This window comes from Nocardioides sp. WG-D5 (assembly GCF_054031175.1).
The window spans coordinates 3,898,708-3,915,338 of sequence record NZ_CM132928.1 but is presented as its reverse complement, the minus strand read 5'-3'; the positions used below and the strand labels follow the sequence as shown (position 1 = coordinate 3,915,338).

Here is a 16,631-nt window from a genome sequence, read left to right as displayed (position 1 = left end):
TGACCTCAGGCGTTGGCCAGCTCGGCGGCCTTGTCGGCGCCGCCGTCCATGGTGTCGACGATGGTGACCAGCGGGTGGTTGGCCTCGCTGAGGATCTGGCGGCCCAGGTCCACGTTGTTGCCGTCCAGACGCACGACGAGCGGCTTGGTCGCCTCGTTGCCGAGAATGTCCAGCGCGCCCACGATGCCCTTGGCGACCTCGTCACAGGCGGTGATGCCACCGAAGACGTTCACGAACACGGACTTGACCTGCTCGTCGTTCAGGATGACGTCGAGACCGTCGGCCATGACCTGCGCGTTGGCGCCGCCACCGATGTCGAGGAAGTTGGCGGGCTTCACGCCGCCGTGCGCCTCGCCGGCGTAGGCGACCACGTCGAGGGTCGACATGACCAGACCCGCGCCGTTGCCGATGATGCCGACCTGGCCGTCGAGCTTGACGTAGTTGAGGCCCTTGTCCTTGGCCTTCGCCTCGAGCGGGTCCTCCTCGTCACGGATGACGAACTGCTCGTGGTCCTCGTGACGGATCTCGGAGGCGTTGTCGTCGAGCGACACCTTGCCGTCCAGGGCCTCCAGCTTGTCGCCCTCCAGGCGAGCCAGCGGGTTGACCTCGACGAGGGTCGCGTCCTCCTCGGTGAACACCGTGTAGAGGCTCTGGATCATCGAGACGGCCTGCTCGAAGACGGGCTCCGGGAAGCCGCACTCGGTCGCGATCTCGCGGGCCTTGGCCTCGTCGACGCCCTTGCCGGGGTCGATGCCGATCTGCTTCACGGCGTCGGGGTTGGTCTTGGCGACCTCCTCGATCTCCACACCACCCTCGACGGACGCGATGCAGAGGTACTGCCGGTTCGAACGGTCCAGCAGGAAGGAGAAGTAGTACTCCTCCACCGGCGGGGTCGCCGGGGTGATCAGCACCCGGTTGACCTTGAGGCCCTTGATCTCCATACCGAGGATGTTCGAGGCGTGCTCGAACGCCTCGTCCGCGGTCTTGGCCAGCTTCACGCCGCCGGCCTTGCCGCGGCCACCGGCCTTGACCTGCGCCTTGACGACGCAGAAGCCGATCTCCTCGGCGGCCTTCCTGGCTTCCTCAGCCGTCTCGACGACGACACCTTCGGTCACGGCGACGCCGTGCTTGGCGAAGAGCTTCTTCGCCTGGTACTCCATGAGATCCACTGATCCACCTGGTCTGTGTGTTGCGGTACGAGGCGGCGTACCGCATGGATCAGCGGTCGACGTCCTCGTCTTCAGATGTGTCCGTCCTGCACCCTAGACCCCGTCACGGCCTGGTTACGAGCCCAGGGGCCACGACGTGACGTACGCCACTAGCGGGGCGAGAGGCCGGACACACCGGACATATACCAACAAATCAGCAACCTCGAGTAACAGTCCGTAGCCCTGCCCGCTGAGGCCCGTTTGACCGCCTACGGCGCGACCCGCCGCTCGAGGAATGGCGGGTTTCAACACCGTATCGAGACGCAAACCCGGCCGTAGACACGCGTTTCGGGTGACACGAACAAGCCGCAATCCAGTTTCTAGTCTGGCGGAAATACGCAGATCAGCGCCCGGTTCCGTGTTCGCCCAAGGTGAAATCAGCGAAACGGGCGTGCCACATTTCTTGACCGCGCCCTCCGGTCCGTTACAGTCATGGCTCGCCGTCTGACCCCGAACAGCGGAGATATGAACTGATGGGCAACCACCGAGCCGACGTCACAAGTGACAGTCCGCGTTCGGTCACCCCTTCCCCCGGAGCAACCACGAGCAGCAGCTACGTCGGGAAGCGGCGCGCAGCGCCGGCGACCGACAGCCCTGCTTCCAGGCCCGCTCCGCGAGCGACCGGATCGACCTCCTACGTCGGGAAGCGGCGCGCCGCGCCGTCCCCCGCCGTCGGGACCGCGACACCGACCCCCGCCCCTGAGACTGTTGAAGAGCCGGTCGCCAAGGCCCGGCCCAACCGCGTGGTCCTCGAGCAGACCGGCAAGATGCCGGTCGTCGGGTCTCCCCGCGACACCGAGGCCACCGACGGCCGCATCTCGACGGGTGAGCTGCGTGCCCTCGTCGAGGGCGACGGCGGCCCCTCCTTCCCGGCGACGTTCCCGACGACGCCGCCCGCCCCGCAGGCGCCCAGGCCGATCGTGCCGGTGCAGCGCCGGGCGGCCCAGATCGACCCGGTCCTGGCTGACCTGCTCTCCTCGATGGGCATCGACCCGGACAAGGTGACTCCCGAGGTGCTCGAGGACCTCGGCGTCGGGGGCATGACGACCTCCGAGCTCACCAAGTTCCTGACGCAGCCGACCAAGCCGGCGCCGATGAGGGCCGCGCTGAGCACGCCGGTCTCGACCAAGACCCCGCCTCGCGGCATCCCGGCAGCTCCGGCTCCGTCCCGCCCCGAGCCGGTGGCACCGGTCGCTCCCGTCGTTCCTGCCGCCCCGGCCGCGCCCGTCGCCCCGGAGCCGACGTTCCAGGCGCCCGAGCCGACGCACACCCCCAAGCCGCTGCGGATGGCCAACACGTTCGCACCGCTGACCGGCAAGGTCCGCGCCGTGCGCCAGGCCCGCCAGATCCCGGCTCCCCCGATGGCCCCGGCGCCCGCTCCGGCCTACGAGCCCGAGGTCAGGGAGCCCCGCGGGTTCCAGGAGGCGTTCGACGCCCCGCCGACCTCCTTCAAGATCGACACCACCTCGTTCCCGGCCCCGCCGGTGTCGCTGCCGCAGCAGATCGACTTCGACTCGATGGCGATCGACCTCCCGGCCGAGACCTACACCGCCGACGCGCCCTACTACGAGGCTCCGCAGGCCGCCGAGCCGTTCTACCAGGACGACTACGCCGACGGCTACGGCCATGAGGCCCACCAGGCCGAGTCCTACTTCCGCGCCGAGACCGGCAGCATCGACCTGCCGAGCATCAGCGAGATCGCGACCTACCGGCCCGAGCTCCACGACCTGCCGGCGGTCGAGACCACCGGCACGATGGTCGGCATCGGTGGCCCCACCCGGCCGCGCACCCGCCGGGCCGCTGCCGCGGCCGCCGGTGGCCGCCCGACGGTCCCGCTGACCGCTGGTGCCGCCGCTCTCGCCGCCGCCATCGGTGGCATCGCGCTGACCGGCGGACCGACGATGGTCGCCGCCGACGACGTACGCCTCGTCGGAGCCACCGCGCTCGGTGGCGACAGCGACATGGTCGTCGTCGGTGACCGCTCGGCGACCGTGACCCGTAACGACGAGCGCTCCGAGGCCGACACCGCGGCGAGCGACCGGGAGAAGGCGCTCCAGGGCGTCGACGTCCAGGCGGACAAGCAGGACAAGTTCCTCAAGTCCAACCTGTGGGAGCTCCCGATCCCGGCAGGCGTCTACCGCATCACCGGCACCTTCGGTTCCTCCGGCTCCAACTGGGCCAGCACCCACACCGGCCTGGACTTCGCGGCGCCCTACGGCACCCCCATCCACGCCATCGCCCGCGGCACGGTCACCGAGACCGCGTGGGGCGGGGCCTACGGCAACCGGACGATCATCACGCTCGATGACGGCACCGAGATCTGGTACTGCCACCAGAGCGACTACGGCGTCTCCGTCGGCCAGACGGTCTCCCCCGGCGAGGTCATCGGCTACGTCGGCTCCACCGGAAACTCCACCGGCAACCACCTCCACGTCGAGGTCCGCCCCGGTGGTGGTGACGCCGTCGACCCGGACGCCGCGCTCAACGAGCACGGTGTCGACCCGAGCTGACACAGAGCCGAGTCGGCGCAACTGCACGCCTTGGAGCGAAGCGAAGCGAGCGAGGCGTGCCGTTGCGCCGACTCGGCGTACCCCGAGGAGACAGCCGCCTATGCGACTGGCGCCACGTGAGCCTTCAACCGCCCCGAGTCACAGCTTCTCGACCGGCGCGTAGCGGAGAAGCAACCGCTTGACGCCCGTATCCCCGAAGTCGATGCTCGCGACCTGCTTGTCGCCCGATCCCTCGATGGTGACGACGGTGCCGAGGCCGAAGGAGTCGTGGGTGACCCGGTCGCCCGGGTCGAGCGACGGCACCGCGCGGGCAGGCTTCGACTTGGCGGCGGCATCCGCGCGGAGGGCGGCCGAGGAGAAGTTGCGACGCCCGGCGGCCGTGGGCTGGCCGAGTCGCTGGCCACCGCCCCAGCTGTCGCCGGCGAAGTTGGGCCGGCCCCAGGAGGACATCTCCTTCTCCGTACGCCGCCAGTCGACCAGGTCGACCGGGAGCTCGTCGAGGAAGCGGCTGCCCGGGTTGTGCGAGGGCGCGCCCCACGCGGACCGGACGACGGCCCGCGAGATGAAGAGGCGCTTCTCGGCGCGGGTGATGCCGACGTAGGCCAGCCGGCGCTCCTCCTCGAGCTCGGTGCCGTCACCCAGGGCCCGGGAGTGCGGGAAGACGCCGTCCTCCATGCCGGTGAGGAAGACCGCGGGGAACTCGAGGCCCTTGGCGGTGTGGAGGGTCATCAGCGTGACCACGCCGTCCTCGTCGTCGGGGATCTGGTCGGTGTCGGCGACCAGGGCCACCCGCTCCAGGAAGTCGGCGAGGCCGGGCTCGACGGTGCCGGCGTCGACGTCGGCCGGGTCGGCGCTCGGGGCGGCGACGGGGTCGTCGGAGAACTCGCGCGCCACGGCGACGAGCTCGGCGAGGTTCTCCACCCGGGTCTCGTCCTGCGGGTCGTCGGACTCCTCGAGGGAGGCGAGATAGCCCGAGCGGTCGAGCACCGTCTCCAGGATGACGTCGGCACGCTCGCCGGCGTCGACCATCTGCAGCAGCTCCTCGACCATCGCGACGAAGACCTTGATGTTGGTCAGGCTGCGGGTGGCCATGCCGGGGGCGTCCTCGGCCTTCTGCAGCGCCTCCCAGAAGGTCAGGCCGTCGCGCTCGGCCAGCGCGTTGACGCAGGCCACGGCGCGGTCGCCGATGCCACGCTTGGGGGTGTTGAGGATCCGTCGCAGCGAGACCTGGTCGTCGGGGTTGGCCAGCGTGCGCAGGTAGGCCAGGGCGTCGCGTACCTCCTTGCGCTCGTAGAAGCGCACGCCGCCGACGACCTTGTAGGGCTGGCCGGTGCGGATGAACACCTCCTCGAACACGCGCGACTGGGCGTTGGTGCGGTAGAAGACGGCGATGTCGGCGGCCTTGAGCCCGCCGTCGACGAGCTTGTCGATCTCGTCGGAGACGAACCGCGCCTCGTCGCGCTCGTCGTCGGCGACGTAGCCGACGATGCGCTCGCCGTTGCCGGCGTCGCTCCACAGGGCCTTCTCCTTGCGGCCCTTGTTGTGCTTGATGACCGCGTTGGCGGCGGTGAGGATCGTCTGCGTGGAGCGGTAGTTCTGCTCCAGCAGGATCGTGGTCGCGTCGGGGAAGTCCTGCTCGAAGTCGAGGATGTTGCGGATGTTGGCGCCGCGGAAGGCGTAGATCGACTGGTCGGCGTCACCGACCACCATCAGCTCGGCCGGTTCGCTACGAGGCGCCTCGTCGGCGTAGGAGTCGGTCAGCGCGGTGTCATCCATGCGATCCGCACACAGCTCGTGGACCAGGGCGTACTGGGCGTGGTTGGTGTCCTGGTATTCATCCACCAGCACGTGGCGGAACCGGCGCCGGTAGACCTCGCGCACCTCGGGATAGGCCCGGAACAGCTCGACGGTCGACATGATCAGGTCGTCGAAGTCGAGGGCGTTCGCCTGCCGCAGGCGCTTCTGGTACTCCTTGTAGGCCGCGACGTAGGTCTGCTCGAGGTGGTTGCGAGCGTCCTTCTCGGCCGCTTCGACGTCGCGCAGCTCGTTCTTCTGGTCGCTGACCCAGTTGAGCACCTGGCCGGGCTGGTAGTGACGCGGGTCCAGGTCGAGGTCGCTGAGCACCAGCTGCATCAGCCGCTTCTGGTCCTGCGCGTCGTAGATCGAGAAGTTGGACTTGAGCCCGACCTTGTCGATCTCCTTGCGGAGGATCCGCACGCAGGCGCTGTGGAACGTGGAGACCCACATGATCCGGGCACGCTTGCCGACCAGGGCCTCGACGCGCTGTTTCATCTCGGCGGCGGCCTTGTTGGTGAAGGTGATCGCCAGGATGCTGCCGGGATGGGCACCGCGCTGGGAGATCAGCCACGCGATCCGTCGGGTCAGCACCCGGGTCTTGCCCGACCCCGCACCCGCGACGACCAGCAGGGGCGCACCCTGGTGCTGCACCGCCGCCTTCTGGGGCTCGTTGAGCCCGTCCAGGAGCTCCTCGGCGCTCGGCCCACGCCGTTGCGTACGCGGCTCGTCGGCCGGCTGCGCCGAGGCGAAGGCCTCGAGGCCCGGGATGGTGGCAACAGGGGTCTGGTCAGGCGTACTCATGCTGCCTCCAGCCTAGGGGCTGGCACCGACAAGTCGCGGGTCGGCGTGAGCGACAGCCCGCAGCGAGCCCACTAAAATATCAAGACGAACATTAATATCTCATTCTGGCCTTTGATATTTTAATCCCGGAAATGATATGATGCTGCCATGACAGAGACCCCGCTGACCACGAGCGTCATGGTCGCTGCGCTCACGAAGATCTTCAAGCCCTCGGCTCCGACCGACGACGAACAGCTGTTCCGTGGCCGTCAGACGCAACTCGACAGCATCGTCACAGCAACTCAGGAGCAGGGGCAGCACGCGATCGTTTTCGGCGAGCGCGGTGTCGGCAAGACCTCGCTGGCGTATATGGCAATGTCCGTATTCCGCCACAACGCCCCGTCGGGGCTCGCAGTACGCGTCGCGTGCTCCGCCGAGGACGATTTCGGCAGCGTCTGGCAGAAGCTCGTGCCCCGACTGCGCCAGGTCGTTGACACACGCGAAACAGAAGAACGCGACGCGTTGGCCGATCCGATCGACCGCGTCGAGGACGTCTTCATGGACACACCGACACCCGAATCCGTTAGCCGAGCTCTTCATCTGCTCGCCTCACGCGTACCTATCCTGGTCGTGATCGACGAGTTCGATCGGATCAATGGCTACTCCCATAGCGACGCGTTCGCCGACCTGATCAAGCTGCTCTCGGACGATCTCATCGATGCAACGGTTGTCGTCGTCGGCGTCGCCGACGACGTGAGCGGGCTTCTCGCGGGGCACGCCTCCGTCGACAGATCATTGCGGCAGATCGCCATGCCTCGAATGACGGTGCCTGAACTTGCCGAGATCGTAGTCAAGGGCTTTCAGGCATTCAGCGCGCGCTCCGGAAAATCGATGGAGATCGAGGATGACGCCGTAACCGCAATCGCCGACCTCTCGCAAGGCTTCCCTTACTACACGCATCTGCTGGCCAGCTCAGTCGGTAAGCAGGCCATCCATGAAGGGGCCGACAAGATCACGTTCAAGGACGTTATTTCAGCGTTGGTGCGCGCGGCCGACGACGCCGAGCCAAGTATCAAGGACGCCTACCACCGCGCCACGGTGGCCGCCCGCACTGGCGCGACCTTCGAGAAGACGCTTCTCGCATGCGCTCTAGCAGCCCCAGATCACAAGGGGTACTTCTCAGCAGGAGACGTGCGACCGCCACTCGAGCGAGTCATGGGTGTCCCGCGTCGTACCTCCGATTTCAACGCGCACCTGCGCCGATTCAGCCAGGACGAGCCGTACGTCCTTGAGGCCCAAGCGTTCAAGAGTACCCAGCGTTATCGATTCCGCAATCCGCTTATGCGCCCATTCGTCCTCATGCGCGGCTATGCAGACGGACTGCTCGCTCCAGGCGTCCTGGCTAACGACCACGAGTGACCTCACGCCAAAACTGGGAGACACCGCTCGACGGCGTGCTGAACTCGCACTCAGGAAGCGACGTGCGCGGAGGACCAGAAGACGGCCACGCAGACGTTGATGACCGTCAGGCCGAAGATCGTCCAGTAGAGGCCGTCGGAGATCTTCGGCTTGCGCAGCTGCGACATGACCAGACCGAGGACGACCAGGCCGATCACGAGCTTCACGCCGACCTTGGCGTGGTCGACCGGACCGTCGCCCATCTCGAGGACGCCGACGAGCAGCAGCCCGGCCAGGAACGCGGTGCCGGAGCCGTCGCGCATGAGGCCGTTGGCCACCTTGTCAGGGGCCTTGATCTGCACCAGCAGGCCGCCGAAGAGCGCCGCGAAGCCGAGCAGGTGAATGACGAGCAGGATGTGCCGCACGATCTCCATGGGCAAAGACTAGAGCCCCCGCCTCGGAGCCGATCAGCCGGTACCGCATCGACGCGTTTTCGAACGATCACACGAATTTGATCACATTCGCCTTGGGGAATTCCGGTGCGTCTGCCTACTCTCACCGTGACCGCCACCATCGCTCTCGGCTCCGCAAGGAGGATTCTGACGTGTCATCACCTCGCCCGACCCTGCCCACCGGCGGGTCCAGACCGCTCGATCAGCTCCGCCAGTCCATTCGCTTCGACGTACCGGCCTCGCTGGTCGTCTTCCTCGTCGCCGTGCCGCTCTCGCTCGGCATCGCCGTCGCCTCCGGTGCACCTGTCGCCGCAGGCCTGATCGCCGCCGCGGCCGGCGGCATCGTCGCCGGTCTCTTCGGCGGCTCTCCCCTGCAGGTCAGCGGCCCCGCTGCCGGCATGACCGTCGTCGTGGCCGAGACGGTCGCCGAGTTCGGATGGGAGGCGACCTGCGCCATCACCGTGATGGCCGGGATGCTCCAGGTCGTGCTCGGCGCCACCCGGCTGGGACGCTACGCGCTGGCGATCTCTCCCACCGTCGTCAGCGCGATGCTCGCCGCGATCGGGATCTCGATCGTGCTCGGCCAGCTCAACGTCGCCCTCGGCGGCCGGTCGCAGTCCAGCGCGTTCGAGAACGTCAAGCACATCATCGGCAACGCGCAGGAACCCAACGTCCACGCCGTCCTGGCCGGGCTCGGGGTGATCGCCATCCTGCTCGCCTGGCCACGGCTCCCGCAGCGGATCCGCGCGGTGCCCGGCCAGCTGGTCGCCGTCGTCGCGCTCACCCTGCTCGCGGCCGCGTGGCTGCCCGGCGCCGAGCGGGTCGAGCTCGGCACCGACCTGCTCGACGAGATCGGCTCGGTCGCGCTGCCGGAAGGCACCCCGCTCGCCGTGGCCGGCGCGGTGCTGACGGTCGCGCTGGTCGCGAGCGTCGAGAGCCTGCTCTCCGCGGTCGCCGTCGACAAGCTGCACGGCGGCCAGCGCAGCAACCTCAACCGCGAGCTCATCGGTCAGGGACTGGCCAACACCGCGTCCGGCGCCCTGGGCGGCCTCCCGGTCACGGGCGTCATCGTGCGCAGCTCGACCAACGTCGCGGCGGGGGCGCGCACCCGTGTCTCCGCGATCCTCCACGGTGTCTGGGTGCTCCTCTTCGCCCTCGTCCTGGTCGGTCTCGTCGAGCAGATCCCGCTCGCCGCGCTGGCCGGCCTGCTGATCATGATGGGCACCGGCCTGGTCAGGCCCGCCGACATCTCCCAGGCGCATGCCCGCGGCGAGCTGTGGATCTACGCGCTCACCATCGCCGGTGTGCTCGCGCTCAACCTCATCGAGGGTGTCCTGATCGGCCTGGTCGCCACTCTGGTCCTGGTGCTGTGGCGGCTGATCCACGTGCGGATCGACGTACGCCCGTCCGGCCAGGCGGCCGACGGCCGCGAGAAGTGGCTGGTCGAGGTACACGGCAGTCTCTCGTTCCTGGCCACGCCGACGCTGGTGAGCAGGCTCGACACGATCCCGGAGGGTCAGCTCGTCGAGCTCGACCTCCTGGTCGACTACCTCGACCCGGCCGGGCGCGATCAGCTCGACCACTGGCGGGCCCGCTACGAGGCCGCCGGCGGCACGGTGCTCGTGGAGCACTCCGGGCCGCACGGCGCCGAGGCGCCCCGTCAGGAGCGGGCGCTGAAGGCACCTCCGATCAGCCCGCGGGGGCTGCTTCCGTGGGGCGCCTGGCAGGACGTACGCACCGACCGCACCTACCCGCACCACCCGCTGGCCCTCGGCGTCCGGGAGTACCACCGCCGGCACGCGGCACCGCTGCGGCCGGTCTACGAGGGCCTCGCCGACGGCCAGGAGCCGCAGGCGGTCTTCCTGACCTGCGTCGACTCGCGGGTCGTGCCCAACCTGATCACGTCCAGCGGCCCGGGCGACCTGCTGACGGTCCGCACCATGGGCAACCTCGTGCCGGAGCCGGGCAGCACGGACAGCTCGGTCGCGGCGCCGATGCTCTTCGGTGTCGACGACCTCGGCATCAACACCGTCGTCGTCTGCGGCCACTCGCGCTGCGGCGCGATCACCTCGGCGCTGGAGAGCACCCGCGCCGGCGAGGTGCCCGCGGGGCCGGTCGGTGACTGGCTGCGCCACGCGGCGCCGGCGATCCAGGAGTGGCAGACCGGGCATCCGGTCGGTCTCGCCGCTGCCGCCGCCGGCCGGAGCGAGGTCGACCAGGTCTCCCAGGTCAACGTCGCGGTGATGATCGACCGGCTCGGGGAGCTGCTGGCAGGTCGGGACGTACGTCTCGTGGGGCTGTTCCTGGACATCTCCGACGGCACGCTGCAGATCCTGCGCGGCGACGGGTTCACGACGCTGACCGACGCGGAGACCGACGAGCTCGCCCACCTGATGGAGGCGAGGCCGCCCGAGCCCGCGTGACCGGGACCCCTAGAGCAGGCGGCGGTCGTTGGCCCAGCGAGTGAGCTCGTGACGGCTCGACAGCTGCAGCTTGCGCAGCACGTTGGACATGTGGGTCTCGACCGTCTTGATCGAGATGAACAGCTCTCCGGCGACCTCCTTGTAGGAGTAGCCGCGGGCGATGAGGCGCATCACCTCGCGCTCTCGTTCGGTCAGACGGTCGAGGTCCTCATCGATGTCGGCGATGGCGATGGTGCCGGCGAAGGCATCGAGCACGAAGCCGGCCAGGCGCGGCGAGAAGACCGCGTCTCCCCCGGACACCCGCTGGATCGCGGCGACCAGCTCGGAGCCGGTGATGGTCTTGGTGACGTAGCCGCGGGCACCGCCGCGGATGGTGCCGATGACGTCCTCGGCCGCGTCGGAGACCGACAGCGCGAGATAGCGCGGCGAGCCGTCGACGGCCGGAGCCTTGCGCATCACCTCGACGCCGCCACCACCGGGGAGGTGCACGTCGAGCAGCACCACGTCGGGCTTGCCCTCGGCGATCGCCTTGACCGCGGTGTCGACGTCCTCGGCCTCCCCGACGATCCGGATGACCGGCGACCGGCTCAGCTCGGCGCGTACGCCGGTGCGGAACATCGCGTGGTCGTCCACGATGACGACCTTGACCTCACTCATGCCCGTTCTCCTTCATACCCGGCCTCCTTCGTGCGAGGCTGCTTCAGCCGCACCTCGGTGCCTTCTCCCGGTGACGATCTCACCACAGCCGAGCCGCCGTGGCGCGACATCCGGTCGATGATGCTGTCGCGTACGCCGTGCCGGTCCGCGGAGATCTCGTCCACCACGAAGCCGGCGCCGCGGTCGCGGACGAAGACCTCGAAGGCCTCATCGGTCGCCTCCGCGTAGACGTCGACCCGTCCGGTGCCGGCGTGCTTGGCGGCGTTGGTGACGGCCTCGCGGGTGGCGGCGACGATGGGCCTCACCGTCTCGTCATAGGGCCCGTCGCCGACGACCACCACGTCGACGGTCACGCCGTGGGCGTCCTCGACCTCGGCGGTGGCCGCCTTCAGCGCCGCGGCGAAGGTCTCGTCGGCCTCGGCCGGGGTCGAGAAGAGCCACTCCCGCAGGTCGCGCTCCTGGGCTCGGGCGAGCTTCTGCACCATCGCAGGGTCGCCGGAGTTGCGCTGGATCAGCGCGAGCGTCTGGAGGACGGAGTCGTGCAGGTGGGCGGCCATGTCGGCGCGCTCCTGGCTCCGGATCCGCTCCTCGCGCTCGCTGCCGAGGTCGCTGGCGAGCTGCCGCACCCACGGCCCGGCGACGAGGAAGCCGGCGGCGAGCACGATCAGCCCGGCGATGATCAGCGCGGTGGCGTTGCCGAGGTCGAGCTGGCCGCCGGCGAGGATCACCGCGAACAACATCAGCCCGACGCCGACCCCGACCCGGACGTAGGCCCGCCAGCCGCCCTTGCCGAAGACCATCCGCACCAGGTCGAGACGCCCGGTGCCGTCGATCCAGCGCTCGCGCTGGGCGGCGTCGGCCTGACGCCACAGCAGCGCGACACCGGCGACGCCGAGCATCGCCGGCCAGATCAGGGCGCCCGCGCCGAGCACCGTGTCGAAGAGCACGACGGCGCCGAACCCGAGCGCGAGCAGCGCGATCGCCGGCCCCTTGTCGACGCCTCCGGGGCGCGAGGACGGGCGGCGGCCGCCGCGGGTCGCGCTCTCGCCGCCCGGGGTGGACTGCTCGATGTGGGGTGCGGCGGGGATGAAGATCCACAGCGCGGCGTAGAGCACCACGCCGAACCCGCTGAACACCGCCGTCACCACGAAGAACGCGCGCACGGCCAGCACCGGGAGGCCGAGGTGCTCGGCCAAGCCGGCGGCCACGCCACCGATCACCGACGCGTCGGTGTCTCGGTAGGCGCGGCGTACCGCGGGCTCCGGGGGCGGTGCCGGCAGCTCTGCCGTCGCATGGGTCGTCGTCATGATGACAACCATCGTCACACCAACCGGGGGCGGGTGCCATGAGGATTCACCCTGATCCTGGCGCGTCGAGAACTCAGGGCCGTCCCTGATGGCCTGCGACTGGCCGAGGGGTCAGAGTAGGGGTGTGACGATCCCGCCCGAGGCGCCGCTGCCTCCAACCCCGGAGCCGCCATCGCCTGTCTCCGAGGCGCGCACCCGTCCCAGCGGCGAGCAGCTGCGCAACCTCAGTGCCCTGCGGCGTACGACCCAGGCGTCCCCGGAGGGACGGCACATCGCCGGCGTCGCGGGTGGGATCGCACGCCACTTCGACGTCGACCCGCTCCTGGTGCGGGTCATGCTGGTGGTGGCGGTCTTCTTCGGCGGTTCCGGCGGGATCGTGTACGTCGCGGCCTGGCTGCTGGTGCCCGAGGACGGCGCCGAGGACGGGCCGATCCCGGTCGGGCCCCCTGCCCGCAACCTGCTGCTCTGGATCGCCGGTGGCATCGCCACGATCTCGCTGCTCAGTGACGCGTTCGGCGACACCAGCGTCCCCTGGTTCTGGCTCGCCGTGCTCGCGGTGGTCGCGCTCTGGTACGCCAACCGCGGCAAGTGGGGCCGCCGCAAGCAGGGCGGGCCTCCGCCCGTGGCTCCGGTGCCGACCGGCGATGTGCCAGCCCGTGCTCCCGCCGCGCCGACGCGCTATCTTCCGGCGCCGTGGGCGCCCGGCACCTACGACCCGCACGCGCCGATCCGGCCGGTCGGCCGCCGGCGCCCGCCGCTGCTGTTCGGCCGCGCCATCGCGGTGGCCGCCCTGGTGGTGGGCGTCCTCGGGCTCGTCGACGTGGCCGACTGGATGCCGGTCCCGACCAGTGCCTATCCGGCCGCGCTGCTGGCCGTCTTCGGCGGCTTCCTCGTACTCGGCGCCTTCTGGGGCCGTGCGGGCGGCCTGATCTTCCTCGGACTGGTCTCACTGGCCGCGCTCCCGCTCACGATGATCGACATGTCGAACCTCGAGACCGGCAGCAGCATCGAGATCCACCCCCGCAGCGTCGCGGCCCTGGAGAGCTCCTACGTGGTCGACGCCGGCGCGATCGTCGTCGACCTGAGCGCGATCGACCCGAAGACGCTCGACGGCCGCGACCTCGACATCACCAGCTCGTTCGGCGAGATCACCGTGATCGTCCCCGACGACGCCACCGTTGCTGCGGAGGCGACGCTCGGCGCGCTGGGCGAGGCCCAGGTCTTCGACGAGACCCGCAGCGACCTCGGCGGGTTCGCCCTGGCCCGCACCCACGTCGCCGGGGAGGAAGGCAGCGAGCCCGGCCTCGCCGACGACGCCGACCTGCACCTGACCGCGACGGCCGACCTCGGGGCGATCAACGTCTACGAGGAGAGCGACCCCAGAGCCGTACGCTTCGTCGGGACGGCCGGGAGGAGGACCCCATGAGTCACGACTACGCCCCGCCTCGCTTCGAGGATCGCGCGGGCAAGGCGAAGCCCACCGGCCGGCACCCGGTCAACATCGGCCACCTCGTCATGGGCCTCGCCTTCCTCGTCTTCTTCGTGGTCTGGGCGCTGATCGTCAGCGGCACCGTCGTCATCAACAGCATCGAGGACCTCCGCTGGCTGCTCCCCATCCCGTGGATCGTCGGCGGCTCCGTCGGGCTGCTCGCCGCGCTGCTCAGGAAGAGCTGACCGAGTCGGCAGTGCGGTGACGCCTCGCCCGACCGGAGTGACGCCTCAGGAGACGCTGGAGATCTCTCCGGACCAGCCCCCGATGAGCTCGGCCTCGTGCGGCGGCGGACCCGGAAGCCGGCGGCTCGCGGCCTCCGCGCGCAGACCGTCGCAGACGAGGGCGAGGTAGCGGCGGCGCAGGGCGGCGCTGCGTACGTCATCGCCGACGTCGATGCGGCCGATCTGCTCGAGGATGACGGCGATGTCGGCGCGGGTCACGTCGGGGCGGAGGATGCCGCTGCCGCGGGCGCCGCGCAGGAGCCGGTTGGTGGTGTCGACGGCGAGCTTGTCCAGGTCATGCAGGTCCTGGTCGAGGTGGACCTCGCCGCGCAGGGCGAGGGTGAGCCGCGGGAGGCCGTCGTCGAGCACCTGGCGCAGGAAGCCGGTGAACGCGTGCCAGGGGTCGTCGGTGTCGCTCAGCGCCGCCTCCGCGAAGGCGATGTAGCGGCGGTAGCTGTCGGCGGCGACCGCGCGCAGCAGCGCCTGCTTGTTGGCATAGCGGCGGTAGAGACCGGCCACGCCCATCCCCGCCTCCTCGGCGACCGCGGCCATCGTCGCGCGGGGGTCCCGGAGCAGCACCTCGCGAGCAGCGATCAGGACCGCGCGGTCCGCGTTGAGGGGCGGCATGCCCCTCACCCTACGGGGGCGCGCCAGCCTCAGGCGGTCTGCGACGCTGTGATGTCGGCCAAAGCCGCGATCGGCCGGTTGGGGTAGTCGGCGAACACCCCGTCGACCCCTGCCTCGAAGAGGCGATTCGCCTGGTCGCGGCCTGCTTTCAGGGTCCACACGAAGACCTTGAGACCGTGCCGGTGGGCCTCGTCGGCCAGGCCGGTCGGCGGCTGCCCCTTCTTCCGGACCATCGACTTCTTCGGACCGATGGCCTGGGCGTACGTCGCGATCTCCGCGCAGTCGACGGCACCCCATTTCTTGTCGACCAGCTGCACCAGGGACAGGTCCGTGCGGGTGCTCATCTCGCGCACCCACGCCTCGTCGAAGCTCTGCAGCCACAGCCGCTGGGTCGGCAGACCCGGGAGGCTGTTCCAGGCCTCGACGCCGTGGTCGGCGAGGGTCTGCAGGAGGGTGTCGGTGACGGGCAGGCCGATGGAGGCGAAGTAGGTCGGGTGCTTGACCTCGACGTGCAGCCCGACCCGTCGGCCGCGGCGCTGCGACTCGTCGGCGACGAGCAGGAGCAGCGTGTCGAGCGTGATGATCGGCTGGCTCGTCGTCGGCGCGCCGAGACTGAGCAGCTCGGCGAAGGTGAAGTCCTCGGTGAACCAGCCGGTCCACTTCTTGCCGCTGATCACCTTGGTCGTACGCCGCTCCGCGAACTCCGGGCGAGAGGCCACGTCCGTGGTGCGGGTGAGCTCGTTCTCGTGCCGGAGCACCATGACCCCGTCACGCGTCATCACCACGTCGGTCTCGAGTGCGTCCACGCCCTGGCGCAGCGCCAGGCGGTAGGACTCCAGGGAGTGCTCCGGCAGGTAGCCGGGGGCTCCGCGATGGCCGATCACAAGGGGGCGGGAGGCCGATGCCATGGCGCCAAGCGTGCGTGCCGGCAGCGACGCCGCGGCGGGCGCAATGTGAATGGGACGTTACGAGCGGCAGGCCATTCGATGGGCACCGCGGTTCGGACCTCAGGGAGTGTCCTCGCCCGACCAGACGACGTTCTCGCGGATCAGCCGGGCAGGAACACCGGCCACGGCCGTACGCGGCTCGACCTTCTGGTTGCGGACCATGCTGCGCATCCCGACGACGGCGCCGTCGCCGATCTCGACGTGACCGGTGACGATCGCGTCGCGGCCGAGCCAGACGTGCTCGCCGAGGCGGATGTGGGCGCCGTACGGATTGATCCGCTGCCCCGTCTCGCCGTCCTCGAGCCGGTGCATGTCGTCGGTGGCGACGTAGACGTTGGCGGCCCAGAGCTGGTCGCGGGCGGTGACGATCGAGCCGCCGTTGCGGGCGTCGATCTGCGCGCGCGAGGTGGCGACGAGGCCACCGGAGAGGATCACCGCGGAGTCGCCGCCGCAGTAGATCTCGCCCCAGACCATGCTCGTGTCCGGGCCGATGAAGATCGTCGGCCGGTCGCCGCCGACCAGCAGCGCCTGCATCGAGGTGATGTCGGTCGCGACCACGATCAGCGCGTCCGAGAAGGGGTAGAACCCGAGCAGGTCGATCAGCCGCTCGTCGAGCCGGAAGCCGTCGCGCAGGTAGAGCGCGTTGCCGCCCTCGTGCCACCACTCGGGCAGCGGCCCGGTGATCTCGCTCAGCTCGAGACCGACGAGCACCTCCGGATCGAGCCCTGCGGCGACGAGCCGCTCCCGATGTACGTCGGTGAGCGGCTCACCCCTGGTCCAGGACATGCCGGGAACCATAACCCGCACGGCTC

At 69.8% G+C, this 16,631-nt stretch carries 13 protein-coding genes; 5 read left to right on the top strand and 8 right to left on the bottom strand.

Translation table 11 applies throughout. The features are described 5' to 3' along the window. Positions 1–5: 5 nt before the first annotated feature. Complete coding sequence (gene sucC, locus ACWZJV_RS19010; protein ID WP_396987347.1) at positions 6–1,169, bottom strand: ADP-forming succinate--CoA ligase subunit beta; 1,164 nt, start codon at positions 1,167–1,169, stop codon at positions 6–8. A gap of 512 nt (positions 1,170–1,681) precedes the next feature. Here sucC and ACWZJV_RS19005 point away from each other — a divergent pair. Further along, positions 1,682–3,718, top strand: coding sequence for a peptidoglycan DD-metalloendopeptidase family protein (locus ACWZJV_RS19005; protein ID WP_457177853.1), 2,037 nt, complete (start codon positions 1,682–1,684; stop codon positions 3,716–3,718). 138 nt (positions 3,719–3,856) lie between these two features. On the opposite strand, the gene pcrA is transcribed toward ACWZJV_RS19005, so the two are convergent. Continuing rightward, positions 3,857–6,316, bottom strand: a complete 2,460-nt coding sequence (pcrA, locus tag ACWZJV_RS19000) for a DNA helicase PcrA (protein WP_008364065.1) — start codon at positions 6,314–6,316, stop codon at positions 3,857–3,859. 147 nt (positions 6,317–6,463) lie between these two features. On the opposite strand from pcrA, the gene ACWZJV_RS18995 reads away from it, so the two are divergent. Continuing rightward, a complete protein-coding gene (locus ACWZJV_RS18995; protein ID WP_457177850.1) occupies positions 6,464–7,714 on the top strand; it encodes an ATP-binding protein in 1,251 nt (416 codons plus the stop codon). Between the two features lie 50 nt (positions 7,715–7,764). Here the strand turns inward: ACWZJV_RS18995 and ACWZJV_RS18990 are convergent, their stop codons facing one another. After that, positions 7,765–8,127 (bottom strand): hypothetical protein, encoded by a 363-nt coding sequence (locus ACWZJV_RS18990; RefSeq protein ID WP_196875478.1) that lies wholly within the window; start codon positions 8,125–8,127, stop codon positions 7,765–7,767. A 170-nt stretch (positions 8,128–8,297) separates the two neighbouring features. Here ACWZJV_RS18990 and ACWZJV_RS18985 point away from each other — a divergent pair, with 170 nt between their 5' ends. Beyond that, positions 8,298–10,568, top strand: coding sequence for a SulP family inorganic anion transporter (locus ACWZJV_RS18985; RefSeq protein ID WP_457177848.1), 2,271 nt, complete (start codon positions 8,298–8,300; stop codon positions 10,566–10,568). Positions 10,569–10,577: 9 nt separating this feature from the next. Here the strand turns inward: ACWZJV_RS18985 and ACWZJV_RS18980 are convergent, their stop codons facing one another. Continuing rightward, positions 10,578–11,225 (bottom strand): LuxR C-terminal-related transcriptional regulator, encoded by a 648-nt coding sequence (locus ACWZJV_RS18980; RefSeq protein ID WP_008364072.1) that lies wholly within the window; start codon positions 11,223–11,225, stop codon positions 10,578–10,580. Further along, complete coding sequence (locus ACWZJV_RS18975; RefSeq protein ID WP_196875480.1) at positions 11,222–12,532, bottom strand: ATP-binding protein; 1,311 nt, start codon at positions 12,530–12,532, stop codon at positions 11,222–11,224. Before ACWZJV_RS18975 ends, ACWZJV_RS18980 begins: the two co-directional genes overlap by 4 nt. A 124-nt stretch (positions 12,533–12,656) precedes the next feature. Between ACWZJV_RS18975 and ACWZJV_RS18970 the strand changes: the two genes are divergently transcribed. Both ACWZJV_RS18970 and ACWZJV_RS18965 read left to right on the top strand, forming a co-directional pair. After that, on the top strand, positions 12,657–13,958 hold the full coding sequence (locus ACWZJV_RS18970; RefSeq protein ID WP_457177846.1) for a PspC domain-containing protein: 1,302 nt from the start codon (positions 12,657–12,659) through the stop codon (positions 13,956–13,958). Then, entirely contained in the window at positions 13,955–14,206 is a 252-nt protein-coding gene (locus ACWZJV_RS18965) for a hypothetical protein (protein WP_457177844.1), read from the top strand. The genes ACWZJV_RS18970 and ACWZJV_RS18965 overlap by 4 nt, the downstream gene beginning before the upstream one ends. 45 nt (positions 14,207–14,251) lie before the next feature. On the opposite strand, the gene ACWZJV_RS18960 is transcribed toward ACWZJV_RS18965, so the two are convergent. From ACWZJV_RS18960 to ACWZJV_RS18950, 3 genes are all read right to left on the bottom strand, one after another. Next, positions 14,252–14,872, bottom strand: a complete 621-nt coding sequence (locus ACWZJV_RS18960) for a TetR/AcrR family transcriptional regulator (protein WP_457177842.1) — start codon at positions 14,870–14,872, stop codon at positions 14,252–14,254. 29 nt (positions 14,873–14,901) lie between these two features. Further along, positions 14,902–15,780, bottom strand: coding sequence for a glycerophosphodiester phosphodiesterase family protein (locus ACWZJV_RS18955; protein ID WP_457177840.1), 879 nt, complete (start codon positions 15,778–15,780; stop codon positions 14,902–14,904). A gap of 99 nt (positions 15,781–15,879) precedes the next feature. After that, the gene (locus ACWZJV_RS18950; protein ID WP_231380409.1) at positions 15,880–16,605 is read right to left on the bottom strand and encodes an acyltransferase; all 726 of its coding nucleotides are present in this window, start codon (positions 16,603–16,605) and stop codon (positions 15,880–15,882) included. Positions 16,606–16,631: the final 26 nt, after the last annotated feature.

Bases quoted from the DNA above. Each gene is read 5' to 3' on its own strand.
- ACWZJV_RS19005 (WP_457177853.1), top strand. From the start codon at position 1,682: ATGGGCAACCACCGAGCCGACGTCACAAGTGACAGTCCGCGTTCGGTC.
- pcrA (WP_008364065.1), bottom strand. From the start codon at position 6,316: ATGAGTACGCCTGACCAGACCCCTGTTGCCACCATCCCGGGCCTCGAG.
- ACWZJV_RS18995 (WP_457177850.1), top strand. From the start codon at position 6,464: ATGACAGAGACCCCGCTGACCACGAGCGTCATGGTCGCTGCGCTCACG.
- ACWZJV_RS18990 (WP_196875478.1), bottom strand. From the start codon at position 8,127: ATGGAGATCGTGCGGCACATCCTGCTCGTCATTCACCTGCTCGGCTTC.
- ACWZJV_RS18980 (WP_008364072.1), bottom strand. From the start codon at position 11,225: ATGAGTGAGGTCAAGGTCGTCATCGTGGACGACCACGCGATGTTCCGC.
- ACWZJV_RS18975 (WP_196875480.1), bottom strand. From the start codon at position 12,532: ATGACGACGACCCATGCGACGGCAGAGCTGCCGGCACCGCCCCCGGAG.
- ACWZJV_RS18965 (WP_457177844.1), top strand. From the start codon at position 13,955: ATGAGTCACGACTACGCCCCGCCTCGCTTCGAGGATCGCGCGGGCAAG.
- ACWZJV_RS18960 (WP_457177842.1), bottom strand. From the start codon at position 14,872: ATGCCGCCCCTCAACGCGGACCGCGCGGTCCTGATCGCTGCTCGCGAG.
- ACWZJV_RS18955 (WP_457177840.1), bottom strand. From the start codon at position 15,780: ATGGCATCGGCCTCCCGCCCCCTTGTGATCGGCCATCGCGGAGCCCCC.
- ACWZJV_RS18950 (WP_231380409.1), bottom strand. From the start codon at position 16,605: ATGTCCTGGACCAGGGGTGAGCCGCTCACCGACGTACATCGGGAGCGG.